The following is a 19,599-nucleotide window of genomic DNA, read 5'->3' on the forward strand; positions in this document are numbered from 1 at the left end:
GAGCCCTGACTTGTTGTGTTCCGGGCTTAAGCCGCCAGTGCTTCCTTCGCCTTTCTCGCGCCAATTTCGCCGAGCGCGCGCTTGTATTCAGTCGGGAAGACCTTCACGAACTGACGACGCGATGCATCCCAGTTTTCGAGCAGCGTCTTCGCACGCGGGGAGCCGGTGAACTGAAAATGACGTTCGATCAAGCCCTTGAGCAACGCTTCGTCGGTGTGGCCCGTGTGCCACAGCGCCTTGTCGACCGTGCGCTCCTGTTCGGCCTGTTGCAGCACCGGATCGAGCGCGACCATCGCCTTGTTGCACTTGGCGGCGAACGTGCCGTCCGGGTCGTACACGAACGCGATGCCGCCCGACATGCCCGCCGCGAAGTTGCGCCCGGTTTCGCCGAGCACGACCACCGTGCCGCCCGTCATGTATTCGCAGCCGTGATCGCCCGTGCCTTCGACGACCGCCGTCGCGCCCGAGTTGCGCACGCAAAACCGCTCGCCCGCGACGCCGCGGAAATACGATTCGCCTTCGATCGCGCCGTACATCACCGTGTTGCCGCAGATGATGTTTTCCTCCGACTTGCCACGGAAATCGTTCGTTGGGCGAATGATGATGCGCCCGCCCGACAAGCCCTTGCCGACGTAGTCGTTGCCATCGCCGACGAGATCGAGCGTCACGCCTTTCGCGAGGAATGCGCCGAAGCTCTGGCCTGCCGTGCCCTTCAACTGGATGTGGAGCGTGTCGTCGGGCAGACCGTCGTGGCCGTACTTCTTCGCAATCAGGCCGGACAGCATGGCGCCGACCGTGCGGTTCACGTTGCGCACCGGCTGAATGAACGAGACGTGCTCGCCCTTTTCGATCGCCGCCTTCGACTTTTCGATCAGCACGTGATCCAGCGCCTTGTCGAGACCGTGGTCCTGCACGTCCACGTGCTTCCGCGCCACCTCTTCGCTCACCGGCACCTGATAGAAAATGCGCGAGAAGTCGAGGCCCTTCGCCTTCCAATGCTCGACGCCCTTTCGCGTGTCGAGCAGATCGACGCGGCCGATCAGGTCGTCGAACTTGCGCAGACCGAGCTGCGCCATGATTTCGCGCACTTCTTCCGCCACGAAGAAGAAGAAGTTGACGACGTGTTCCGGCTGGCCCGTGAACTTCGCGCGCAGCACCGGATCCTGCGTCGCGACGCCGACCGGGCACGTGTTCAGGTGGCACTTGCGCATCATGATGCAGCCTTCGACGACGAGCGGCGCCGTCGCGAAGCCGAATTCGTCCGCGCCGAGCAGCGCGCCGATCACGACGTCGCGGCCGGTCTTCATCTGGCCGTCGGCCTGCACGCGGATGCGGCCGCGCAGTCGGTTGAGCACGAGCGTCTGCTGCGTTTCCGCGAGACCGAGTTCCCACGGCGTGCCGGCGTGCTTCAGCGACGAGAGAGGCGACGCGCCCGTGCCGCCGTCATGGCCCGCGATCACGACGTGATCTGCCTTCGCCTTCGCCACGCCCGCAGCCACGGTGCCGACGCCCACTTCGGACACGAGCTTCACCGAAATGCTCGACGACGAATTGACGTTCTTCAGATCGTGAATGAGTTGCGCCAGGTCTTCGATCGAATAGATGTCGTGGTGCGGCGGCGGCGAGATGAGGCCCACGCCCGGCACCGAATAACGCAGCTTGCCGATGTAGTCCGACACCTTGTGGCCGGGCAACTGGCCGCCTTCGCCGGGCTTCGCGCCCTGCGCCATCTTGATCTGGATCTGATCCGCCGACGACAGGTACTCCGCCGTCACGCCGAAACGGCCCGAGGCGACCTGCTTGATTTTCGAGCGCAGCGAATCGCCGTCCTTCAGCGGAATGTCGGTGACGACTTCCTTGCCGATGATCGATTGCAGCGTGTCGCCGCTCTTGATCGGAATGCCGCGCAGTTCGTTGCGATAGCGCGTTTCGTCCTCGCCGCCTTCGCCCGTGTTCGACTTGCCGCCGATGCGGTTCATCGCGACCGCGAGCGTCGCATGCGCTTCCGTGCTGATCGAGCCGAGCGACATCGCGCCGGTGGCGAAACGCTTGACGATGTCCTTCGCCGATTCCACTTCGTCGAGCGGAATGGCCTTCGCCGGGTCGAGCCTGAATTCGAAGAGGCCACGGAACGTCATGTGACGCTTCGTCTGGTCGTTGATGAGGTGCGCGTATTCCTTGTACGTCTGATACGAATTGCTGCGCGCCGAGTGTTGCAGCTTGGCGATGGCGTCCGGCGTCCACATGTGCTCTTCGCCGCGCACGCGGTACGCGTACTCGCCGCCCGCATCCAGCATGGTCGCGAGCACGGGATTGTCGCCGAACGCATCGCGATGAAGGCGAATCGCTTCCTCGGCCACTTCGAAGATGCCGATGCCGCCGACCTTCGACGCCGTGCCCTTGAAGTACTTCTCCACGAGATCCGACGACAGCCCGACCGCCTCGAAAATCTGCGCGCCGGTATAGGACATGTATGTCGAAATGCCCATCTTCGACATGACCTTGTGCAGACCCTTGCCGACCGCCTTCGTGAAGTTGTAGATGGCCTTGTCCGCCGACAGATCGCCCTTCAGCCCTTCGGCCATGTTGGCGAGCGTTTCCAGCGCAAGGTACGGATGCACGGCTTCCGCGCCGTAGCCCGCGAGCAGCGCGAAGTGATGCGTTTCGCGCGCCGAACCCGTCTCGACGACGAGCCCGGTGCTCGTGCGCAGACCGTGCTGCACGAGGTGCGTGTGAATGGCGGACGTGGCGAGCAGCGCCGGAATGGCGACGTTGTCGCGGTCCATCTTGCGATCCGACACGATCAGGATGTTGTAGCCGGACTTCACGGCATCGACGGCTTCCGCGCACAGCGACGCGATGCGCGCCTCCACGCCTTCCTTGCCCCACGCGGCCGGATAGCAGATGCTCAGTTCGTACGAGCGGAATTTGCCGCCGGTGTACGTGTCGATGGCGCGAATCTTCGCGATGTCCTTGAAGTCGAGCACCGGCTGCGACACTTCGAGGCGCATCGTCGGGTTGATGTTGATGGTGTCGAGCAGGTTCGGCTTCGGCCCGATGAACGAGACGAGCGACATCACCATGTTTTCGCGGATCGGGTCGATCGGCGGGTTCGTCACTTGCGCGAACAACTGCTTGAAGTAGTGATAGAGCGTCTTGTTCTTGCTGGACATGACCGCGAGCGGCGAGTCGTTGCCCATCGAGCCAACGGCTTCCTCGCCCGACTGCGCCATCGGCGCCATCAGGAACTTGAGGTCTTCCTGCGTGTAGCCGAACGCCTGCTGGCGGTCGAGCAGCGCGGCGGCCTCGCGGCGCTGCGCTTCGACGTCTTCCGCCTTCGGCTCGATTTCGTCGAGCTTGATACGCACGGCGTCAATCCAGCTCTTGTACGGCTTCGCGTTCGCGAGGTTGTCCTTGAGCTCCTTGTCCTCGATGATGCGGCCCTGCTCCATGTCGATCAGGAACATCTTGCCCGGCTGAAGACGCCACTTCTTGACGATCTTCGACTCCGGAATGGGCAGCACGCCGGATTCCGATGCCAGGATCACGAGGTCGTCGTCCGTCACGATGTAACGCGCCGGGCGCAGGCCGTTGCGGTCGAGCGTGGCGCCGATCTGGCGGCCGTCCGTGAACGCGATCGCGGCGGGGCCGTCCCACGGCTCCATCATCGCGGCGTGGTATTCGTAGAACGCGCGGCGGTTGTCGTCCATCAGCGTGTGCTGTTCCCACGCTTCGGGAATCATCATCATCATCGCGTGGACGAGCGGGTAGCCGGCCATCACCAGCAGTTCGAGGCAGTTGTCGAACGAAGCGGTGTCCGACTGGCCCGGATAAATCAGCGGCCAGAGCTTCGGCAGGTCGTCGCCGAGCACGTACGAGGCGATCGCGCCGGTGCGCGCGTTCAGCCAGTTGACGTTGCCCTTGACGGTGTTGATTTCACCGTTGTGCGCGATCATGCGGTACGGGTGCGCGAGTTCCCACGCGGGGAACGTGTTGGTCGAAAAACGCTGGTGCACGAGCGCGAGCGCGGACACGACGCGCTCGTCCTGCAGATCGCGGTAATACACGCCGACCTGACCGGCCAGCAGCAGCCCCTTATAGACGACCGTGCGCGACGACATGGACGGCACGAAGTATTCCTTGCCGTGCTTCAACTTGAGCGCCTGAATGCGATGGCTCGCCGTCTTGCGGATGATGTACAGCTTGCGCTCCAGCGCGTCGGTCACGACGATATCCTTGCCGCGCCCGATGAAAATCTGCCGGATCAGCGGCTCGCTCGCCTTCACGGCGGGCGAAATGGGCATGGTCGAATCGACCGGCACGTCGCGCCAGCCGAGCACCACTTGTCCCTCGGCCTTGACGGTGCGCTCGAGTTCCTGCTCGCACGCGAGACGCGACGCGTGTTCCTTCGGCAGGAAGATCATGCCGACGCCGTATTCGCCGGCGGGCGGCAGCGTCACGCCCTGCTTGGCCATTTCCTCGCGATAGAAGCCGTCCGGCACCTGAATGAGGATGCCCGCGCCGTCGCCCATGAGCGGATCGGCGCCGACCGCGCCACGGTGATCCAGATTCTCAAGAATCTTGAGACCCTGCTGAATGATCTCGTGGCTTTTCTTGCCCTTGATATGGGCGACAAAGCCGACGCCGCAGGCGTCATGTTCGTTCGCGGGGTCGTACATGCCCTGCGCGGCGGGAAGCGAACCGGCTGCCGGCTGCTGATGATCGTTCATGGGGACACCGTCTCTACTGTGGGGGCCAACTCGGCCGTTGAACCGTTTTCTTCTCTCTCGTCCAGACGCTTTCCGTTGGCGCACGAAGGCGCGGAGCCGGTTGCGCGCTCGCTGCGCTGCATCGCAATAAACGTCGGAAATCGAAATATACGCGACGAATCAAAAAGATGGCAAATAAAACTTAGTGATCCGTCACCTATTATCGAAATGGTGCATCGCTGCGCTAATTAATTGGTGCCATATCAAGAACGGTGAAAATAAACGGCGTGCCGGATTCCGGACGCCGTTTTCACCGACCCACGCGGCACGCGCTCACTGCGTTTGCGGCGTTTCCCGCACCTTGCGCGGCCGGCCGCGCGGCAGCGGAGACACGCGACGGTTCGCGGCCCGCGCCGCCCATTCGCGGTAGGAATCGCTGCCGAGCACCCAGCCTTTGAGCGTCGCCTGAAGCAGACGATTGGTCTCGCGCTCGTCGAGCGGTTGCTCGCACAGTTCCCTGTACGCGTGCTGGCGCTCGAACGGCGTGTTGCCGAGCAGCCAGAAGAGCGAGTGATCCGTGATGAGCGAATCCACCGTCAGCCCGATGTGATGCCGATAGCTCGACCACTTGTAATCCTGCGGCGACGCGACAAGCTGCGCGCGCACCGGCGCCGTCTCCACGACGCGCGTCGCGAGCAGAAAGTACCGCTCGCCTTCGATGACCGTCGCGCGATAACGGCCTTCCCACAGCGTGCCGCGCCGCGTGTAGCGCCGGTTGAAGTGCGCGACGTAGCGCCGCCCGACCGCCTGCATCGCCTTGGGCAAGCTCGCCTCGTCGCGCGGCGTGACGAGCAGATGCACGGCTTGCGGCATCAGCGCGTACGCGTGAATGGAAAGATGGTGATCGCGTGAGGCCGTCCTCAGGCAGTCGATGAAAAGCTCGTAGTCCTGGTCGTCGACGAAGGCGGGCTGCTGGTCGAGACCGCGCAGGATGACATGCTGCGGCTGTTCGGGGACGTAGAGTCGTGCAAGCCGTGCCATTCTGGATATTCCGTGGGTCGCGTTTGTGTTACCCCAACCGGGGGCTGACTGGAGACGCTGCTGCAGCGGGGACACAAAGCGCATGCAAGGGCCGTGCAACGGGACTCCGAAGCGGTGTTTCGGCCTAGGGAAAATGCTCTACCGTGCCGCTATGGTGACTTTGAAATGATGTGTTCATAATGGGCGTGCTTTCAGGAGGAGCACAAATTGACATTAAAACAAGTCATGACGGGGATCGCAGCATTGGCGTGTGTGTCCACCGCGGCACACGCGCAATCCGCTGGGTCCATCTACGCAACCGCAGGCTGGTTTCACTTTGCACCGCAAGACAGCAGCGGTCCGCTCAAAGAAACAAGTGTAGGCGGATCTCCCGTGAATATCAGCGTACCCGGCACAGGTGCGGGCATTGGAAGCGCGGATACCGCCGGTTTCACGCTGGGCTACTTCGTCACGGACCACATTGCCACCGAACTGGAGATGGGCATTCCGCCCTCCTTCGATCTCAACGGAACCGGAACGCTCTCGCAGTACGGCAAGATCGGCAGCGCGAAGCAGTGGAGTCCGACGCTCCTCTTCAAGTACTTCTTCAACGCTCCTGATGCGAAATTCCGCCCGTTTGCCGGCATTGGCGTAACGCGTACCTGGTTCACCGATGCGCAAATCACCAACAGCGCATTCCAGAGCAACGTTCTGCATGGTCCGACCACCGTCGATACGGATAGTTCTTGGGCGCCGGTCTTTAATCTGGGCGCTCAGTACAATTTCACACAACACTGGTTCGCGGCTTTCTCGGTGTCCTTCATTCCCTTGAAGGCGACCGCCAAGCTGAGCACGCAGGCGCAAACGCCGGTCGGCACGCTCAACGTGCAGTCGCAGGCGAAGATCACCATCAATCCGATCGTGACGTATCTGCGCGTCGGCTATCGCTTTTGATTCCTCCACATGGTCGCTTTGCAGTCCGAACGCCGTCATGCGCCGAGCATGACGGCGTTTTCTTTTACATGCGCCTTGTAAATGTGACTTGCACGGCGGCGCTCGCCATGCACTAATTACGCGTCGACGGCCCTGTGCGACGCGCGCAGTGCATCGGCATCCAACTTGCTCAATAGCACTTTCCGCCGCGAAAGCGGAGTGTCATCCATCCACGATTCATCCATCGACGGAGCGATCTATGAACGCATTGCCTAACACGCGAGACGCCATCGGAGATTCATGGAACAGCACGAGCCGCCGCGCACGCCGCATGGCGCGCCACGGCCGCGACGCAGCCGGGGATATCGGCACCGAACTGCGCGCGTTGCTGTCCGAACTCGAAGAAACGCTCGGCGAGGGCGCCTCGGCCGACGCCGCCATGCTGCGCGCACGCATCAGCGACCAAGTGGAGGCGGCTCGCGCCCGCTTCAACGATTCGCAAGCGGCCGTGCGCGAGCGCGCCGCCGCGGTCATCGACGACGCCGACGCGTATCTGCGCGACAGGCCGTGGCAAACCATCGCGCTCGTCGGCGGCCTCGCGCTGCTCGCGGGCATACTGCTGGCCCGCGCCCGCTGACGGTTCGCTGCGAGGCCGTCAGCCCGGCAGACTCTCGAGAAAGTGCGCGCCGATGATGTCGATGCGATCCGTGCAGATCGCATCGACGCCCCATCGCGCGAGCAGGCGTGCGCGCTGCGGCTCGTTCACGGTGTACGCGAGCACGCGCAGGCCGGCGTCGCGGATGTCGCGCACGAGGGTTTCGTCGAGCGAACGATGGTCCGCATGCAGCGAGACGCACCCGAGCGCGGCCGTCTGCGCGCGCCAATCCGCCGGCACGCGCTCGTACAGCATGCCGCGCGGCAAGTCCGGCGCGGCGTCGCGCGCGGCTTCGAGCGCCGCGAACGAAAACGACGACAGCAGCGGCGCTGGTTCGGCACCGTTCCACAGGCGAGCCGCCTCGCGCGCGACCGCATCGCCCGTTTCCACTTCGCGCCCTGGACACGGCTTGATCTCGATGTTCGCCGCCAGCTTCAGCGATGCACACGCATCGCGCACTTCGGCGAGCGTCGGCAAGTGCGCGCCTGCGAATTCGTTGCCGAACCACGAGCCGGCGTCGAGCGCGCGCAATTGGGCATAGGACATCGACCTGGCCGCGCCGTGGCCGTTAGTGGTGCGGTCGACGTCGTCGTCATGCAGCAGGAAGACGATGTTGTCCGCTGACAGCTTCGCATCGAATTCGATCATTTTCAGACCGAGACGCGCGCCGGTTGCCATGCCTTCCAGCGTGTTTTCCGGCGCGAGCTTGCCGCCGCCGCGATGCGCGACGACAGCGGGATACGGCCACGGTCTCATCGCGATCCTCCTTTAGTTGACGCGCAGCCCGGTGGCCGGATCGAAGAAATGCAGTTGCCGCGCCGGCACGGAGACGAGCAGCTTCTCGCCGCGCTGCGGCCGATGCGCGTGCGGCAAACGCGCCGCCACGTCGTGGTTGCCCCACTTGCCATGCGCGAGGTTGTCCGCGCCGAGCAGCTCGGCCGAATCGACGTCGAGCGTGGCGCTGGCCGTTTCAATGTAACCAGGCGTCATGTGCTCCGGGCGAATGCCCATGATCCACTCGCGTCCGCACATGTCGCGCGTCAGACTCGCACCCGTGACCGGGAGCTTCGGCCCGCCGCCGGCCACTTCGAACACCGAACCATCTTCCGACAAGCGGCCTTCGAGCAGATTCATGGCGGGCGAGCCAATGAAGCTGGCAACGAAAACCGTAGCCGGACGTTCGTACACTTCGGTCGGCACGCCGATCTGCTCCGCATGGCCCTTGTTCATCACGATCACGCGCTGCGCGAGCGTCATGGCTTCGATCTGGTCGTGCGTCACATACAGGCTCGTCGTGGCAAGACGCGCATGGAGGCGCTGTATTTCGAGGCGCATCTGCACGCGCAGCTTGGCGTCGAGATTCGAAAGCGGCTCGTCGAAGAGAAAGACAGCCGGTTCGCGGACGATGGCGCGCCCCATTGCCACGCGCTGACGCTGCCCGCCCGACAGCTCACGCGGCTTGCGCGCGAGCAGACGTTCAAGCTCGAGGATACGCGCGGCATTCGCGACGCGGCTCTCGATGGTCGCCCGGTTCGCGCCGCCGATCTTCAACGCGTACGCCATATTTTGCGCGACGCTCATGTGCGGATAAAGTGCGTAATTCTGAAAGACCATCGCGATATCGCGATCTTTCGGTTCCAGCGTGTTCACCACGCGCCCGCCGATTTCGATCGCGCCTTCCGACACGCTTTCGAGGCCCGCGACCATGCGCAGAAGCGTCGACTTGCCGCAGCCCGAAGGACCGACCATCACGACGAATTCACCATCGTTCACGGCCACGTCGATGCCATGCAGTACGTACTGCTTCCCGTCGTACGTTTTCTTGACGCCTTTAAGTGTCAGCGCAGCCATTCGCCCCTGCTCTCCGTTTTATTTTTCCGCATCGACGAGGCCGCGCACGAACCACCGCTGCATCGTCAGCACGACTGCGAGCGGCGGCAGCATCGCGAGCAGTGTCGCGCTCATGACGAGATGCCACTCGGTCGCGGTATCGCCCGAGGCGATCATGCTCTTGATGCCGACCACCGCCGTTTGCAGCGACTGCTCGTTGGTAATCAGAATGGGCCAGAGGTACTGGTTCCAGCCATAGATGAACGTGATGACGAAAAGCGCCGCGATGTTCGTCTTCGAGAGCGGCAGCACCACGTCCCAGAAAAAGCGCAGCGGCCCCGCGCCGTCGATGCGCGCCGCTTCCATCAGCTCGTCGGGCAGCGTCATGAAAAACTGGCGGAACAGGAACGTGGCGGTCGCGGAGGCGATGAGCGGCAGCGTGAGGCCGGCATACGTGTTCGCAAGATGCATCGACGAGACGACCTGCACCGTCGGAAAGATGCGCACTTCGACAGGCAGCATCAGCGTGACGAAGATCAGCCAGAACGCGAGGTTCTTCATCGGGAAGCGGAAGAACACGATCGCATACGCCGAGATGATCGACACCGCAATCTTGCCGATGGAGATGACGAGCGCCATCACGAGACTGTTGACGAGCATGCGGCCGAACGGCGCGGCGGCGTTGCCGCTGCCGTGCGTCCAGATATGCGCGACGTTCTCGAAGAGATGGGTGCTCGGAATGAGCGACAGCGGCACGCTGAAGACTTCTTTCGCGCTCATCGTGGCTGCGCAGAACGCGACGTAGACCGGAAACACGATCAGCGCGACGCCGAGAATCAGCACCGCGTGACAGAAGATATCGAAGCCGCGCCGGTTTTCGATCATGAATATTGCACCCTGCGTTCGACGAAGCGGAACTGCACGACCGTCAGCGCGACGACGATCACCATCAGCACGACAGACTGTGCGCCCGAACTGCCGATGTCGAGGCCCTGGAACCCTTCGGCGAAAATCTTGTAAATGAGCGTCTTGGTCGACTGCGCGGGACCGCCGCCGGTCGCAGCGTCGATGACGGGGAACGTGTCGAAGAACGCGTAGACCAGATTGACGACGAGCAGGAAGAACGACGTCGGCGACAGAAGCGGCAGCGCAATGCCGAAGAAGCGTCGCACGGGACCGGCGCCGTCGATGGCGGCGGCTTCGATCAGCGATTGCGGAATTGCCTGAAGTCCCGCATAGAAAAAGAGGAAGTTGTAGCTGACCTGCTTCCAGACCGACGCGAGCACGACGAGAAACATGGCCTGCGTGCCGTTGAGCGCGTGGTTCCAGACAATGCCTTGCCGGGCGAGCGCATACGTCACGAGCCCGATGCTCGGATTAAACAGGAACGACCACAGTACCGCCGCGATGGCGGGCGCGACCGCATACGGCCAGATGAGCAGCGTCTGATACGCCTTCGCGCCGCGCGTCACGCGGTCCGCGCACGCGGCGAGCAAGAGCGAGATCACGAGCCCCGATACGGTGACGAGCGCACAGAAAACCATCGTCGTACTGAACGACGAAAGATAGAGCGGGTCCGCGAAAAGCTGCCGGAAATTTGCCAGCCCGACGAATTCGCTGGACGTGCCGAACGCGTCCTGACTCTGCGTGGCCTGCCAGAGCGCCTCGCCTGCCGGCCACAGAAAAAAGAGCGCGGTGATGGCGAGCTGCGGCGCGACCAGCAGATACGGCAAGACGCTCGTGTCGAAGCGAGACCGTTTTTCCATTGACATGTCCGAAAGCGCGCCCGCGCGAACGCGGGCGCTGGCGTCACGCGGAGCGTTCAGCCGCCGCTTTTCTCGAAGCGGCGCAGGAGTTCGTCGCCGCGCTGCACGGAAGAATCGAGCGCCTGCTGCGGCGTCTTCTTGTCCGCCCAGACCTGCTCCAGTTCTTCATCGACGATGGTGCGAATCTGCGGCATGTTGCCGAGGCGCAAGCCCTTCGTGTAGGGAAGCGGCGGCTTGTTGAGCATCTGCTTGATGGCGATGTCCGCGCCGGGGTTCTTGTCGTAGAAGCCCTGTTTCTGCGTCAGATCGTAGGCGGCGGTCGTCACCGGCAAGTATCCCGTGTCCTGATGCCACTTCGCCGCCACCTGAGGCGACGCGAGATACGCGAGGAACTTCGCGACGCCCTTGTACACCGCCGGATCCTTGCCCGAGAGCACCCACAGACTCGCCCCGCCGATGATCGCGTTCTGCGGCGCGCCCTTCACGCTGGCGTCGTACGGCATCATGCCGACGCCGTAGTTGAACTTCGCGTACTTCTGGATGGTCGCCCGCGATCCCGACGAATTCGTGATGATCCCGCAGTCGCCGCTATAGAACTTGGACACGGGCTCGTCCTTGCGGCCGACATACGTGAACGTGCCTTCCTTCGCCATGTTCTGCAGGAACCGGATGTGCGCGACCTGCAGCGGCTTGTTGAATTCGAGTTGGGCGTCGAGGCCATCGAAGCCGTTGTTCTTCGAAGCGAACGGCGCGGCGTGCCACGCGCTGTAGTTTTCCAGCTGAATCCAGCTCTGCCAGCCCGACGAATAGCCGCACGAATAGCCCGCCGCTTTCAATTTTTTCGCGTCGGCTTCGACGTCGGCCCAGGTCTTCGGCGGCTGGTTCGGGTCGAGCCCCGCCTTCTTGAAGGCGTCCTTGTTGTAGTAGAGAACGGGCGTGGAACTGTTGAACGGCATCGAGATGAGATGGCCGGTCTTCGCGTCGCTGTAGTAACCGGAGATGGTCGGCACAAACGCTTTCTCGTCGAGCGGCACGCCGGCCTGCTTGAACACGTCGTAGACCGGCAGCACGGCCTTCTTCGCCTGCATCATCGTCGCGGTGCCGACTTCATAGACTTGCAGGATCGCGGGCGCATTGCCGCTGCGATACGCCGCGATGCCTGCTGCGAGCGTCTGGTCGTAGGTGCCCTTGAACACCGGCACGATCTTGTAGTCGCTCTGCGATGCGTTGAAGTCATTCGCGATGTCGTTCACGCGCTCGCCGAGAGCGGCTTCCATGGCGTGCCAGAACTGGATTTCCGTCGCGGCCTGAGCCGCCGTGCAGGCGCCGAAAGCCAGCATGGCCGCAGCCGAGAGTGAACGTAACGAGGGCGTGCATCGCATCGAGTGAGTCCTCCGGTTGTCGAACGTCTGCGCGTGAAATGCGCGATGTTAGTTGTTGTCGATGACAAACAGGCGTTGATATTCCTTCAGTGCGTACCGATCCGTCATGCCGGCGATGTAATGCGCGATGAGCCGCGCCTGAGTGCTGTTGTGGCTGGGCGCGGCGGGATCGTTCGCCGACTCCTCCGCTGCCGCAATGCGCGCTTGATACGCCGGCGGCAGAAGGCGCGGATCGTCGGTGAATGCGTCGAAGAGACCGGTCACCACGCGCTTCGCCTTGTTGGCCATGCGCATGACGCGGTAATGCCGGTAGAGATTCTTGAAGAGGAAACGCTTGAGCGTGGCGGCCTGCGCTGCGACCTCGTCGCTATGCGCGACGAGCGGCGGCGCATTGCGCACGTCGTCGAGCGAGGTCGGAGCGATGCGCGCGAGATTGCGGCTCGTGGCTTCGATCAGATCGACGATCAGCGTATTGATGATGCGCCGAATGGTCTCGTGAATGAGCCTGCGCCCTTCGATCGCGGGATACTCCGCGCGGGCCGCTTCGAAGTGCGTGTGCCACACGCTCACTTCGGCGAGCTGTTCGAGCGTGATGAGGCCCGAGCGCAGGCCGTCGTCGACGTCGTGATTGTTGTAGGCGATTTCATCGGCGACATTCGCAATCTGCGCTTCGAGCGAAGGCTGTTTGCCCGCGAGGAACCGCTCGCCCAGATCGCCGAGTTGCCGTGCGTTCTCGCGCGAACAATGTTTGAGAATGCCTTCGCGCGTTTCGAAGCACAGGTTCAGGCCGTTGAACGCGCCATAGTGCTCTTCGAGTTGATCGACGACCGCAAGGCTTTGCAGATTGTGTTCGAAGCCGCCGTGATCGCGCATGCATTCGTTGAGCGCATCCTGACCGGCGTGGCCGAACGGCGTATGCCCGAGATCGTGCGCGAGCGATATCGCTTCGACGAGATCCTCATTGAGCCGAAGATTGCGTGCGACCGACCGCGCGATCTGCGCGACTTCCAGACTATGCGTGAGACGCGTGCGAAAGAGGTCGCCTTCGTGATTGACGAAGACCTGCGTTTTGTATTCGAGCCGGCGAAAAGCGGTCGAATGCACGATACGGTCGCGGTCGCGCTGGAACTCCGTGCGTGCGGCGGGCGGCGGCTCCGCATGGCGGCGCCCGCGCGACGACGACGAACGCGCCGCGTACGGCGCGAGATGCGCTTCGAGCGCAAGCGACGACGGCACTCCAAATTCAGCTTCTGTTTCGCTCACCGGCTGCTCCGCTTCGTCGTGCATCGTCGTGGTCCCGGCTGATGCCTGATCGATCAGACGCTGGCAGCGAGCGTCTCGCGCACGGCCTGATCGGGCGCGCCGGTAATTTCCGTCGCGCCGAAGCGGGTCAGCAGAATAAATTTGATCTCGCCGGCTTCGGCTTTCTTGTCGACTCTCATCAGATCGATGTAGCGGTCGTCGCCGAGCTTCGGCGCGCGGACGGGCAGCTTCGCCGCTTCGATCACGCGCACGAGCCGCTTGCGTGCGGCGTCGTCGAGCTTGTCGAGGCGCACCGACAAGTCCGCCGCCATGACCATGCCGCAGCCGACCGCCTCGCCATGCAGCCATTCGCCGTAGCCGAGCCCGGCTTCGATCGCGTGACCGAACGTGTGGCCGAAATTCAGGATGGCGCGCTGTCCGCCTTCGCGCTCGTCGGATGCCACGACGGACGCCTTGATCTCGCATGACCGCTTGACCGCATGCGCGAGCGCGCTGTCGTTGCGTTCGTTCAAAGCGCCGATGTTGGCTTCAATCCACTCGAAGAATTCGGCATCGGCGATCGCGCCCGTCTTGATGACTTCCGCGATGCCCGCCGCCAGCTCCCGCTCCGGCAGCGTATGCAGCGCACCGATATCCGCGATGACCGCCTGCGGCTGATAGAACGCGCCGATCATGTTCTTGCCGAGCGGATGGTTGATGCCGGTCTTGCCGCCCACCGACGAATCCACTTGCGCAAGCAGCGTAGTCGGCACCTGAATGAACGGCACGCCGCGCATGTAGCACGCCGCCGCGAAGCCGGTCATGTCGCCGACGACGCCGCCGCCCAGCGCGATCAACGTGGTCTTGCGGTCCGCGCGATTCGAAAGCAGCGCGTCGAAGATGGTGTTGAGCGTTTCCCAGTTCTTGTGGGCTTCGCCGTCCGGCAGAACGACGGTCGTGACCTTCTTGCCGAGCGGTTCGAGCGCGGCGCGCAGTGTGTCGCCGTAAAGCGGATCGACCGTGGAATTGCTCACGATCGCGACGGACGAACCCTTGATATGCGGCGCGAAAAGCTCGGTGCGGCTGATGACGCCGGCTCCGATGTGAATGGGATAGGCGCGCTCGCCCAGTTCGACGTTGACGGTGATCGTTGAGGTAATCATGGCGGACATTATGACTCAGCCGACTTGATGACGCCGGCCACCTCCAGTTGCATCAGGACCATGTTGACGAGCGCGTTGACGGTCGGCCTGCCGGTCTCGACGACGAAGTGCGCGCACTCGTGATAGAGCGGATCGCGCGTGCGAAAGAGCGTTTCGAGCTTGCCGCGCGGGTCGTCTGTTTGCAGAAGCGGCCGGTTCTTGTCGCGGCGCGTGCGCTGCCAGAGATCATGCGGATTCGCGCGCAGATAGATGACGATGCCGCGATTCTTCAGATGTTCGCGATTCTCCGGCCGCAACACCGCGCCGCCGCCCGTCGCCAGCACGATGCCGCTTTTCTGCGACAGCTCGTCGATGACGTTCGCTTCGCGCTGACGAAATCCGCTCTCGCCTTCGAGTTCCCAGATGACCGGAATGCGCGCGCCGGTGCGCGCTTCGATTTCCTGGTCAGAGTCGACGAAATCGCGCTGCAAACGGCGCGCAACCGCGCGGCCCACGGTGGTTTTGCCCGCCCCCATGAGTCCGACGAAAAAAATGTTCGCGTTCGCGTGCCCTTCCTGCAACGTCAATCCTTTCACGGTATCGATTTGTTCGTGCGGCAGCTTAAGGGCAAACCGACCGCTTTGTCGAGTCGCGCCCGCCGTCCCCGATTCGCCTTCATCCCGCCCTATCCGTCCGATGCAATCACGTGCGGCGTGATCAGGATAACCAGCTCGTTGTGCGACCTGCGCCGCGCGTCGTGCCGGAAGAGCCAGCCGATGACCGGCAGTTTCATCAGTCCCGGCACGCCGGTCACGTCCTCGCGTTCATCGTCTGAATAGATGCCGCCGATCGCCACCGTGCCGCCGTCATCCACTTCGACGCGCGTCTGAACGTGCTTTGTATTGATGGCCGGCCCGGACGCCGTCTGCTCGCCGACGCTGTCCTTCGCCACGTCGAGTTCCAGAATGACGTGGCCGTGCGGCGTGATTTGCGGCTCGACCTCCAGTTTGAGCGCAGCGCGCCGAAACTGCACGCCAGAAACACCATTGCCGACTTTCGCCTGATAAGGCAGCTCGGTGCCCTGCTCGACGATCGCCTTCGCGCGGTCCGCCGTCACGACGCGCGGCCGTGACACGACCTTCCCGCGCCCTTCCGCTTCCAGCGCGCTCAACTGAATATCCAGCAGCCGGGTGGCTTGTGCCGCGAACAGCGTGAGACCGGCCGTGGCCGCGTCGAAGCCGTTGATGGGCTGCGCCGCCAGATCGTATACCACGCCGTCCTTGCCGCCCGCGATGCCGCGCGCCGTATCGCCCGTCGGCGCGACGCCCAGTTTCACGCCGAGATTGCGCGACAACCCGGTCTCGCCCTCCACGATCCTCGCTTCGATCATGACCTGCGGCGTCGGCTTGTCGATGGATGCGATCAGTTCGGCGATCTGCTGCACGCGTGCGTCGAGGTCGGTGACAAAAAGCAGGTTCGTGCGCGGGTCGGCCATCGCGGAGCCGCGCTTCGAGAGCACGCGCTGCGTTCCGGAGCCGGTGAGCAGCTTGCGGACATCCTCGGCGCGCGGATAGCGCAGCAGGAACGTGCGGCTCGCGAGCGGTTCGAGATCGGCGGCACGCGCGTGCGCTTCGTATCGCAGCTTTTCGCGGGCGGCGAGTTCGGCGAGCGGCGCGACCCAGATCACATTGCCGTGTTGCTCCATGGCGAGCCCGTTCACGTCTAGGAGCGTATCGAACGCGCGCCGCCACGGCACCGCCGCCAGGTTGATCGACACCTGCCCGCGCACCTTCTCGCTCGCGATGATATTGAGCCCGGTGAAGCGCGCGAAGCTTTGCAGCGCCGCGCTCAGGTCCGCGTTCTTCAGGTCGAGCGTGATCGGTTTGCCGTCGTCGGCGGCAGGGCGCGCGGTATCCGATGCGCTCAGCCGTTGCAGTTGCGGCAGCGGCACGGGCGGGCCTTCGAGCGGCTCGTCCGCGCTCGCGGCCGGTTGTGCGGGCGCGGCCGGCGACGGCGCTGTCAGGGGCGCAGCCGACGCGGCCGGCACGCTCGTATCGATAGCAAACTGGTCAGTCGGCAAGGTATCGAACGATGCTGGCAGCGGCGGCAACGGCGGCAATGGTGCAGCGGGCGCATCGCCGCTTTCGGACGCGGCCACCGCTCGCCCGAGCAACAGCAGCGCGACGCCGACAGCGCGCAGAATCGAAACGGCCGCGCTCACTTGCGCTCCTCCGGAAAGGTCAACGTGCGCAGCGCGCCTTCGTCGCTGGCGAGTTCGATGGCGCCCGGCTGCACCCGTTCGAGCCGCTCATCGCCGATTTTCTGGCCCGGCTGGAAATGTTCGACGTTTTTGGTGCTTTGCACGAGCGCCATCGCGCGATGCCGTCCGACGAGCGTCCCCACGAGCAGCATGCCGGCGCTCCGCGAGAACCCCGCAGCGCCGTCCTTGCCGAAAGGATCGACGACGAACGCGTCCATGCGCGGCGGCTCCGCGGGCGGGACAGCAGGCAGCGTGTCGTGGATGCGCAGCGTGGCGTCGATGCTCAGCGCGCCCGCCTGCCGCCTGATCTGCACGGCCTCGGGCACAACCAGGCGCGGCAGCCCGGAAAGCGTCTCCAGAAAGCGCCGGATTTCCGGAAACGCCCCTTCTGCGCGAAACGTCAGCGCGCGTTCGGACGGCGCCGGCGTCGATTTCGGCACGCCGCTTTTCAATGCCTGCGGGTCGATCTCGGTCACACGCAGCCCGTTTTGCGCAGCGAGCCCGGCGACGGCGTGCAGCGAATCCGCAGCGGTCCAGTTCTCCGGCTTCATCGCGCTGGCCGCGACGCGCGTCTGTAGATCGGGCAGTTCGGCAACGACGCGGCCCACGTCGTCCAGCTTGCGCTGCGTCGCGGCAAGCGCGGCGCGGCTTGCATCGCGCTGACTCAGGCCCGAGGTCCGCCAGCCTTGCAGCCCCAGCGCGAATAGGACGAATGCGAGCGCAATGGCGGTGATGGCCGTCCGGCGTTTCGACCATTGGTCGAGCGGCTGAAATATCGGATGGGGAAGCCGCGTCGGAAAATTCATGGTCACGGTGCTCATCGGGTTCTCCTTGTGATCGTTGCTTTCGTACTGGCCGGTAACGGCTTGCCGCCTGCTGGCGCATAGCGCACGAGCGCGGTGAATTCATATCGATCGGGGGTTGATGCAACAGCCTCGCGCCTGCCCGGCGGCACCATCTCCGCGCGCCGCTTCATCTCGACGACTTCGACCGATTGCACCCCGCGCAGCCCTTCCAGACGCTTCAGCCAGCGCGCCGCCGTTTGCGAATCGGGCGCGAGCGCGGCGAGTTCGACTTCGTCGGCACGCTGCGAGACGCGTTGCAGCGCGACGTCGCCCGGAACCGGCGCGTCCGCGAGCGCATCGAGAAGCGCGAGAAAACGATCGCGCGGCGCGGCGAGCGGCTGCGCGGCCTCGATCGCGCGACGCCGCTCGGCTTCGGTGCGAAGCAGGCGGGCGTGCTCGTCGATTTGCGCGCTCGATGCACGCAGCGTCGCTTCGAGCGCGATGCGGCGGTCGTCCAGACGCGCCCGCTCGAGCGCATCCCAGCCGACGACGCCGCCCACCGCCGCGCATCCCGCCAATCCGGCGGCAGCGAGAATCGCGAGCCGCTGACGCCGTAGCGAGCGACGTTTTCGCGCTCGGTGAGGAAGCAGGTTGAATCCCTCGACAATCGCGGCGCTCATCATTGCAGCACCTCGCGCAGCGCGAGCCCGAAGGCAACCGCGAAGAGCGGCGAGTGTTTGAGCGCACCCGCGATTTGCGATGCGCCGTGGCAATACGGCGCCGATTCGAACGGCAGCACCGGACAGCCGAAGGCTCGCGTGAGCGCGGGAAGGGAAAGCTTCGCCTGTTCCAGCAATTGCTCCTGGCCGCCCACGAAGATGCAGCCGAGCGGCGTCGCGCCCGCCAGCTCGCGCAGCGCGTCCGAGGCGCTGCCGTACTCCGGCGCGGGATAGCGCGCTTCGCGCTCCACTTCGCCCGCGTTGACGAGCCATCCGTGCAGCCCCGCGTTTTCCAGCCAGCACGCCAGATAGCGCGCATCGGAGCCGAGCTCGGTTTTGCCGGAATGACGCATCGCGCGCAAGGCGGCGGCGGGCTCGCCATCGATTGCACATAACGCGATGCCCGCCGCAGCCGCCGTTTCCACGCGTGCTTCGACGTGCTGGCGCGCCGTGGCCGAAATGGCCACGTCGGGCTGGCCGTTCTCGCGCGCCTGCACCGACCAGTCGACCGCGAGCGCGCTGCGCTCGATTCCCGACACGCGCTCGGCCTCGGCAAGCACCGCAGGCTCCAGCAGGCCGCACGGGTCCGCGCCGAGGGTTGCCATGTCGGGTTCGCGCGTCTCTATCAGCCGGGCGAGCGGCACGCGCGTGCTGTGCGTCGCGGACGCCGGCAAACCCATCGCGCAACGCAGCGCCCGCCACGCGCCGTTCTGCGGCAAGCGCGCCACCGTCTCGCGCAGCGCGGCGACGACGGCGGCACGATCGAGGAAATCGCTGTCCACCACCGCGCCACGCGCGAGCGGCACCGAATCCAGATGTTCGACGCACACCGTCGAGTCCCTTTTCAGACGCCGGCTCAAGACGGCGATCCGCACCGCGTCCTCGCTCACGTCGATGCCCGCCGCGAACCGTCGCGTGACCGTCAGCATCGTGCCGCGCAAGGCGTTTTCGTTTTTCATGACCACTCCTTCTCTTACTCGCGCGCCGAACCGTTCGTGCGCTTGCAGTAGAGGAATTGTCGTGACGGCGGCGCACGGCGAACATTCGGCCGAATGGCTAACGCGTGCGGTGGCAGGATGTTTTGCCGGCCCATCGCGCGTATTGTTGAAGGTGAAAAGCCAGCGCGATGCGTCGGTCAGGTGTCTGCAGTCCTAGG

16 protein-coding genes are annotated in these 19,599 nt (G+C 64.3%); 2 read left to right on the plus strand and 14 right to left on the minus strand.

The features are described from left to right. Window positions 1-26: 26 nt before the first annotated feature. Together GV035_RS22530 and GV035_RS22535 are read right to left on the minus strand one after the other, a co-directional pair. A complete protein-coding gene (locus GV035_RS22530) occupies window positions 27-4,730 on the minus strand; it encodes a glutamate synthase-related protein (protein WP_159837142.1) in 4,704 nt (1,567 codons plus the stop codon). A gap of 312 nt (window positions 4,731-5,042) precedes the next feature. Beyond that, the gene (locus tag GV035_RS22535; RefSeq protein WP_159837143.1) at window positions 5,043-5,750 is read right to left on the minus strand and encodes a transposase; all 708 of its coding nucleotides are present in this window, start codon (window positions 5,748-5,750) and stop codon (window positions 5,043-5,045) included. 207 nt (window positions 5,751-5,957) lie between these two features. Here GV035_RS22535 and GV035_RS22540 point away from each other — a divergent pair, with 207 nt between their 5' ends. Further along, window positions 5,958-6,683: an OmpW/AlkL family protein gene (locus GV035_RS22540; RefSeq protein WP_159837144.1), complete on the plus strand. Its 726-nt coding sequence runs from the start codon at window positions 5,958-5,960 to the stop codon at window positions 6,681-6,683. Window positions 6,684-6,921: 238 nt separating this feature from the next. After that, complete coding sequence (locus tag GV035_RS22545; protein ID WP_159837145.1) at window positions 6,922-7,299, plus strand: DUF883 family protein; 378 nt, start codon at window positions 6,922-6,924, stop codon at window positions 7,297-7,299. Between the two features lie 18 nt (window positions 7,300-7,317). Here GV035_RS22545 and ugpQ read toward each other — a convergent pair whose 3' ends face one another. The 12 genes from ugpQ to pilM form a co-directional block, all read right to left on the minus strand. After that, entirely contained in the window at window positions 7,318-8,073 is a 756-nt protein-coding gene (gene ugpQ, locus GV035_RS22550) for a glycerophosphodiester phosphodiesterase (RefSeq protein ID WP_159837146.1), read from the minus strand. Between the two features lie 12 nt (window positions 8,074-8,085). Next, entirely contained in the window at window positions 8,086-9,168 is a 1,083-nt protein-coding gene (locus GV035_RS22555; protein WP_159837147.1) for a sn-glycerol-3-phosphate import ATP-binding protein UgpC, read from the minus strand. 18 nt (window positions 9,169-9,186) lie between these two features. Beyond that, window positions 9,187-10,032, minus strand: a complete 846-nt coding sequence (gene ugpE / locus GV035_RS22560) for a sn-glycerol-3-phosphate ABC transporter permease UgpE (protein ID WP_159837148.1) — start codon at window positions 10,030-10,032, stop codon at window positions 9,187-9,189. Beyond that, the gene (gene ugpA, locus GV035_RS22565; protein ID WP_159837149.1) at window positions 10,029-10,913 is read right to left on the minus strand and encodes a sn-glycerol-3-phosphate ABC transporter permease UgpA; all 885 of its coding nucleotides are present in this window, start codon (window positions 10,911-10,913) and stop codon (window positions 10,029-10,031) included. Before ugpA ends, ugpE begins: the two co-directional genes overlap by 4 nt. A gap of 56 nt (window positions 10,914-10,969) precedes the next feature. Next, window positions 10,970-12,295: a sn-glycerol-3-phosphate ABC transporter substrate-binding protein UgpB gene (gene ugpB / locus GV035_RS22570; RefSeq protein ID WP_159837150.1), complete on the minus strand. Its 1,326-nt coding sequence runs from the start codon at window positions 12,293-12,295 to the stop codon at window positions 10,970-10,972. A 48-nt stretch (window positions 12,296-12,343) separates the two neighbouring features. After that, window positions 12,344-13,582 carry a deoxyguanosinetriphosphate triphosphohydrolase gene (locus GV035_RS22575; RefSeq protein ID WP_236572691.1) on the minus strand — a complete coding sequence of 413 codons (1,239 nt, stop codon included), beginning with the start codon at window positions 13,580-13,582 and terminating at the stop codon, window positions 12,344-12,346. A gap of 29 nt (window positions 13,583-13,611) precedes the next feature. Further along, window positions 13,612-14,700, minus strand: a complete 1,089-nt coding sequence (gene aroB, locus GV035_RS22580) for a 3-dehydroquinate synthase (RefSeq protein ID WP_159837152.1) — start codon at window positions 14,698-14,700, stop codon at window positions 13,612-13,614. A gap of 8 nt (window positions 14,701-14,708) precedes the next feature. Continuing rightward, on the minus strand, window positions 14,709-15,260 hold the full coding sequence (gene aroK / locus GV035_RS22585) for a shikimate kinase AroK (RefSeq protein WP_159838163.1): 552 nt from the start codon (window positions 15,258-15,260) through the stop codon (window positions 14,709-14,711). 104 nt (window positions 15,261-15,364) lie between these two features. Then, window positions 15,365-16,900, minus strand: coding sequence for a type IV pilus secretin PilQ (locus tag GV035_RS22590; RefSeq protein ID WP_159837153.1), 1,536 nt, complete (start codon window positions 16,898-16,900; stop codon window positions 15,365-15,367). Continuing rightward, entirely contained in the window at window positions 16,897-17,760 is an 864-nt protein-coding gene (locus tag GV035_RS22595; protein ID WP_159837154.1) for a hypothetical protein, read from the minus strand. The genes GV035_RS22590 and GV035_RS22595 overlap by 4 nt, the downstream gene beginning before the upstream one ends. Further along, a complete protein-coding gene (locus GV035_RS22600; RefSeq protein WP_236572693.1) occupies window positions 17,757-18,407 on the minus strand; it encodes a PilN domain-containing protein in 651 nt (216 codons plus the stop codon). The genes GV035_RS22595 and GV035_RS22600 overlap by 4 nt, the downstream gene beginning before the upstream one ends. Continuing rightward, the gene (gene pilM / locus GV035_RS22605; protein WP_159837156.1) at window positions 18,404-19,402 is read right to left on the minus strand and encodes a pilus assembly protein PilM; all 999 of its coding nucleotides are present in this window, start codon (window positions 19,400-19,402) and stop codon (window positions 18,404-18,406) included. Before pilM ends, GV035_RS22600 begins: the two co-directional genes overlap by 4 nt. Window positions 19,403-19,599: the final 197 nt, after the last annotated feature.

The sequence above is a fragment of the Burkholderia sp. 8Y genome, assembly GCF_902506145.1.
In the GTDB taxonomy this organism is placed as follows: Bacteria; Pseudomonadota; Gammaproteobacteria; order Burkholderiales; family Burkholderiaceae; genus Caballeronia.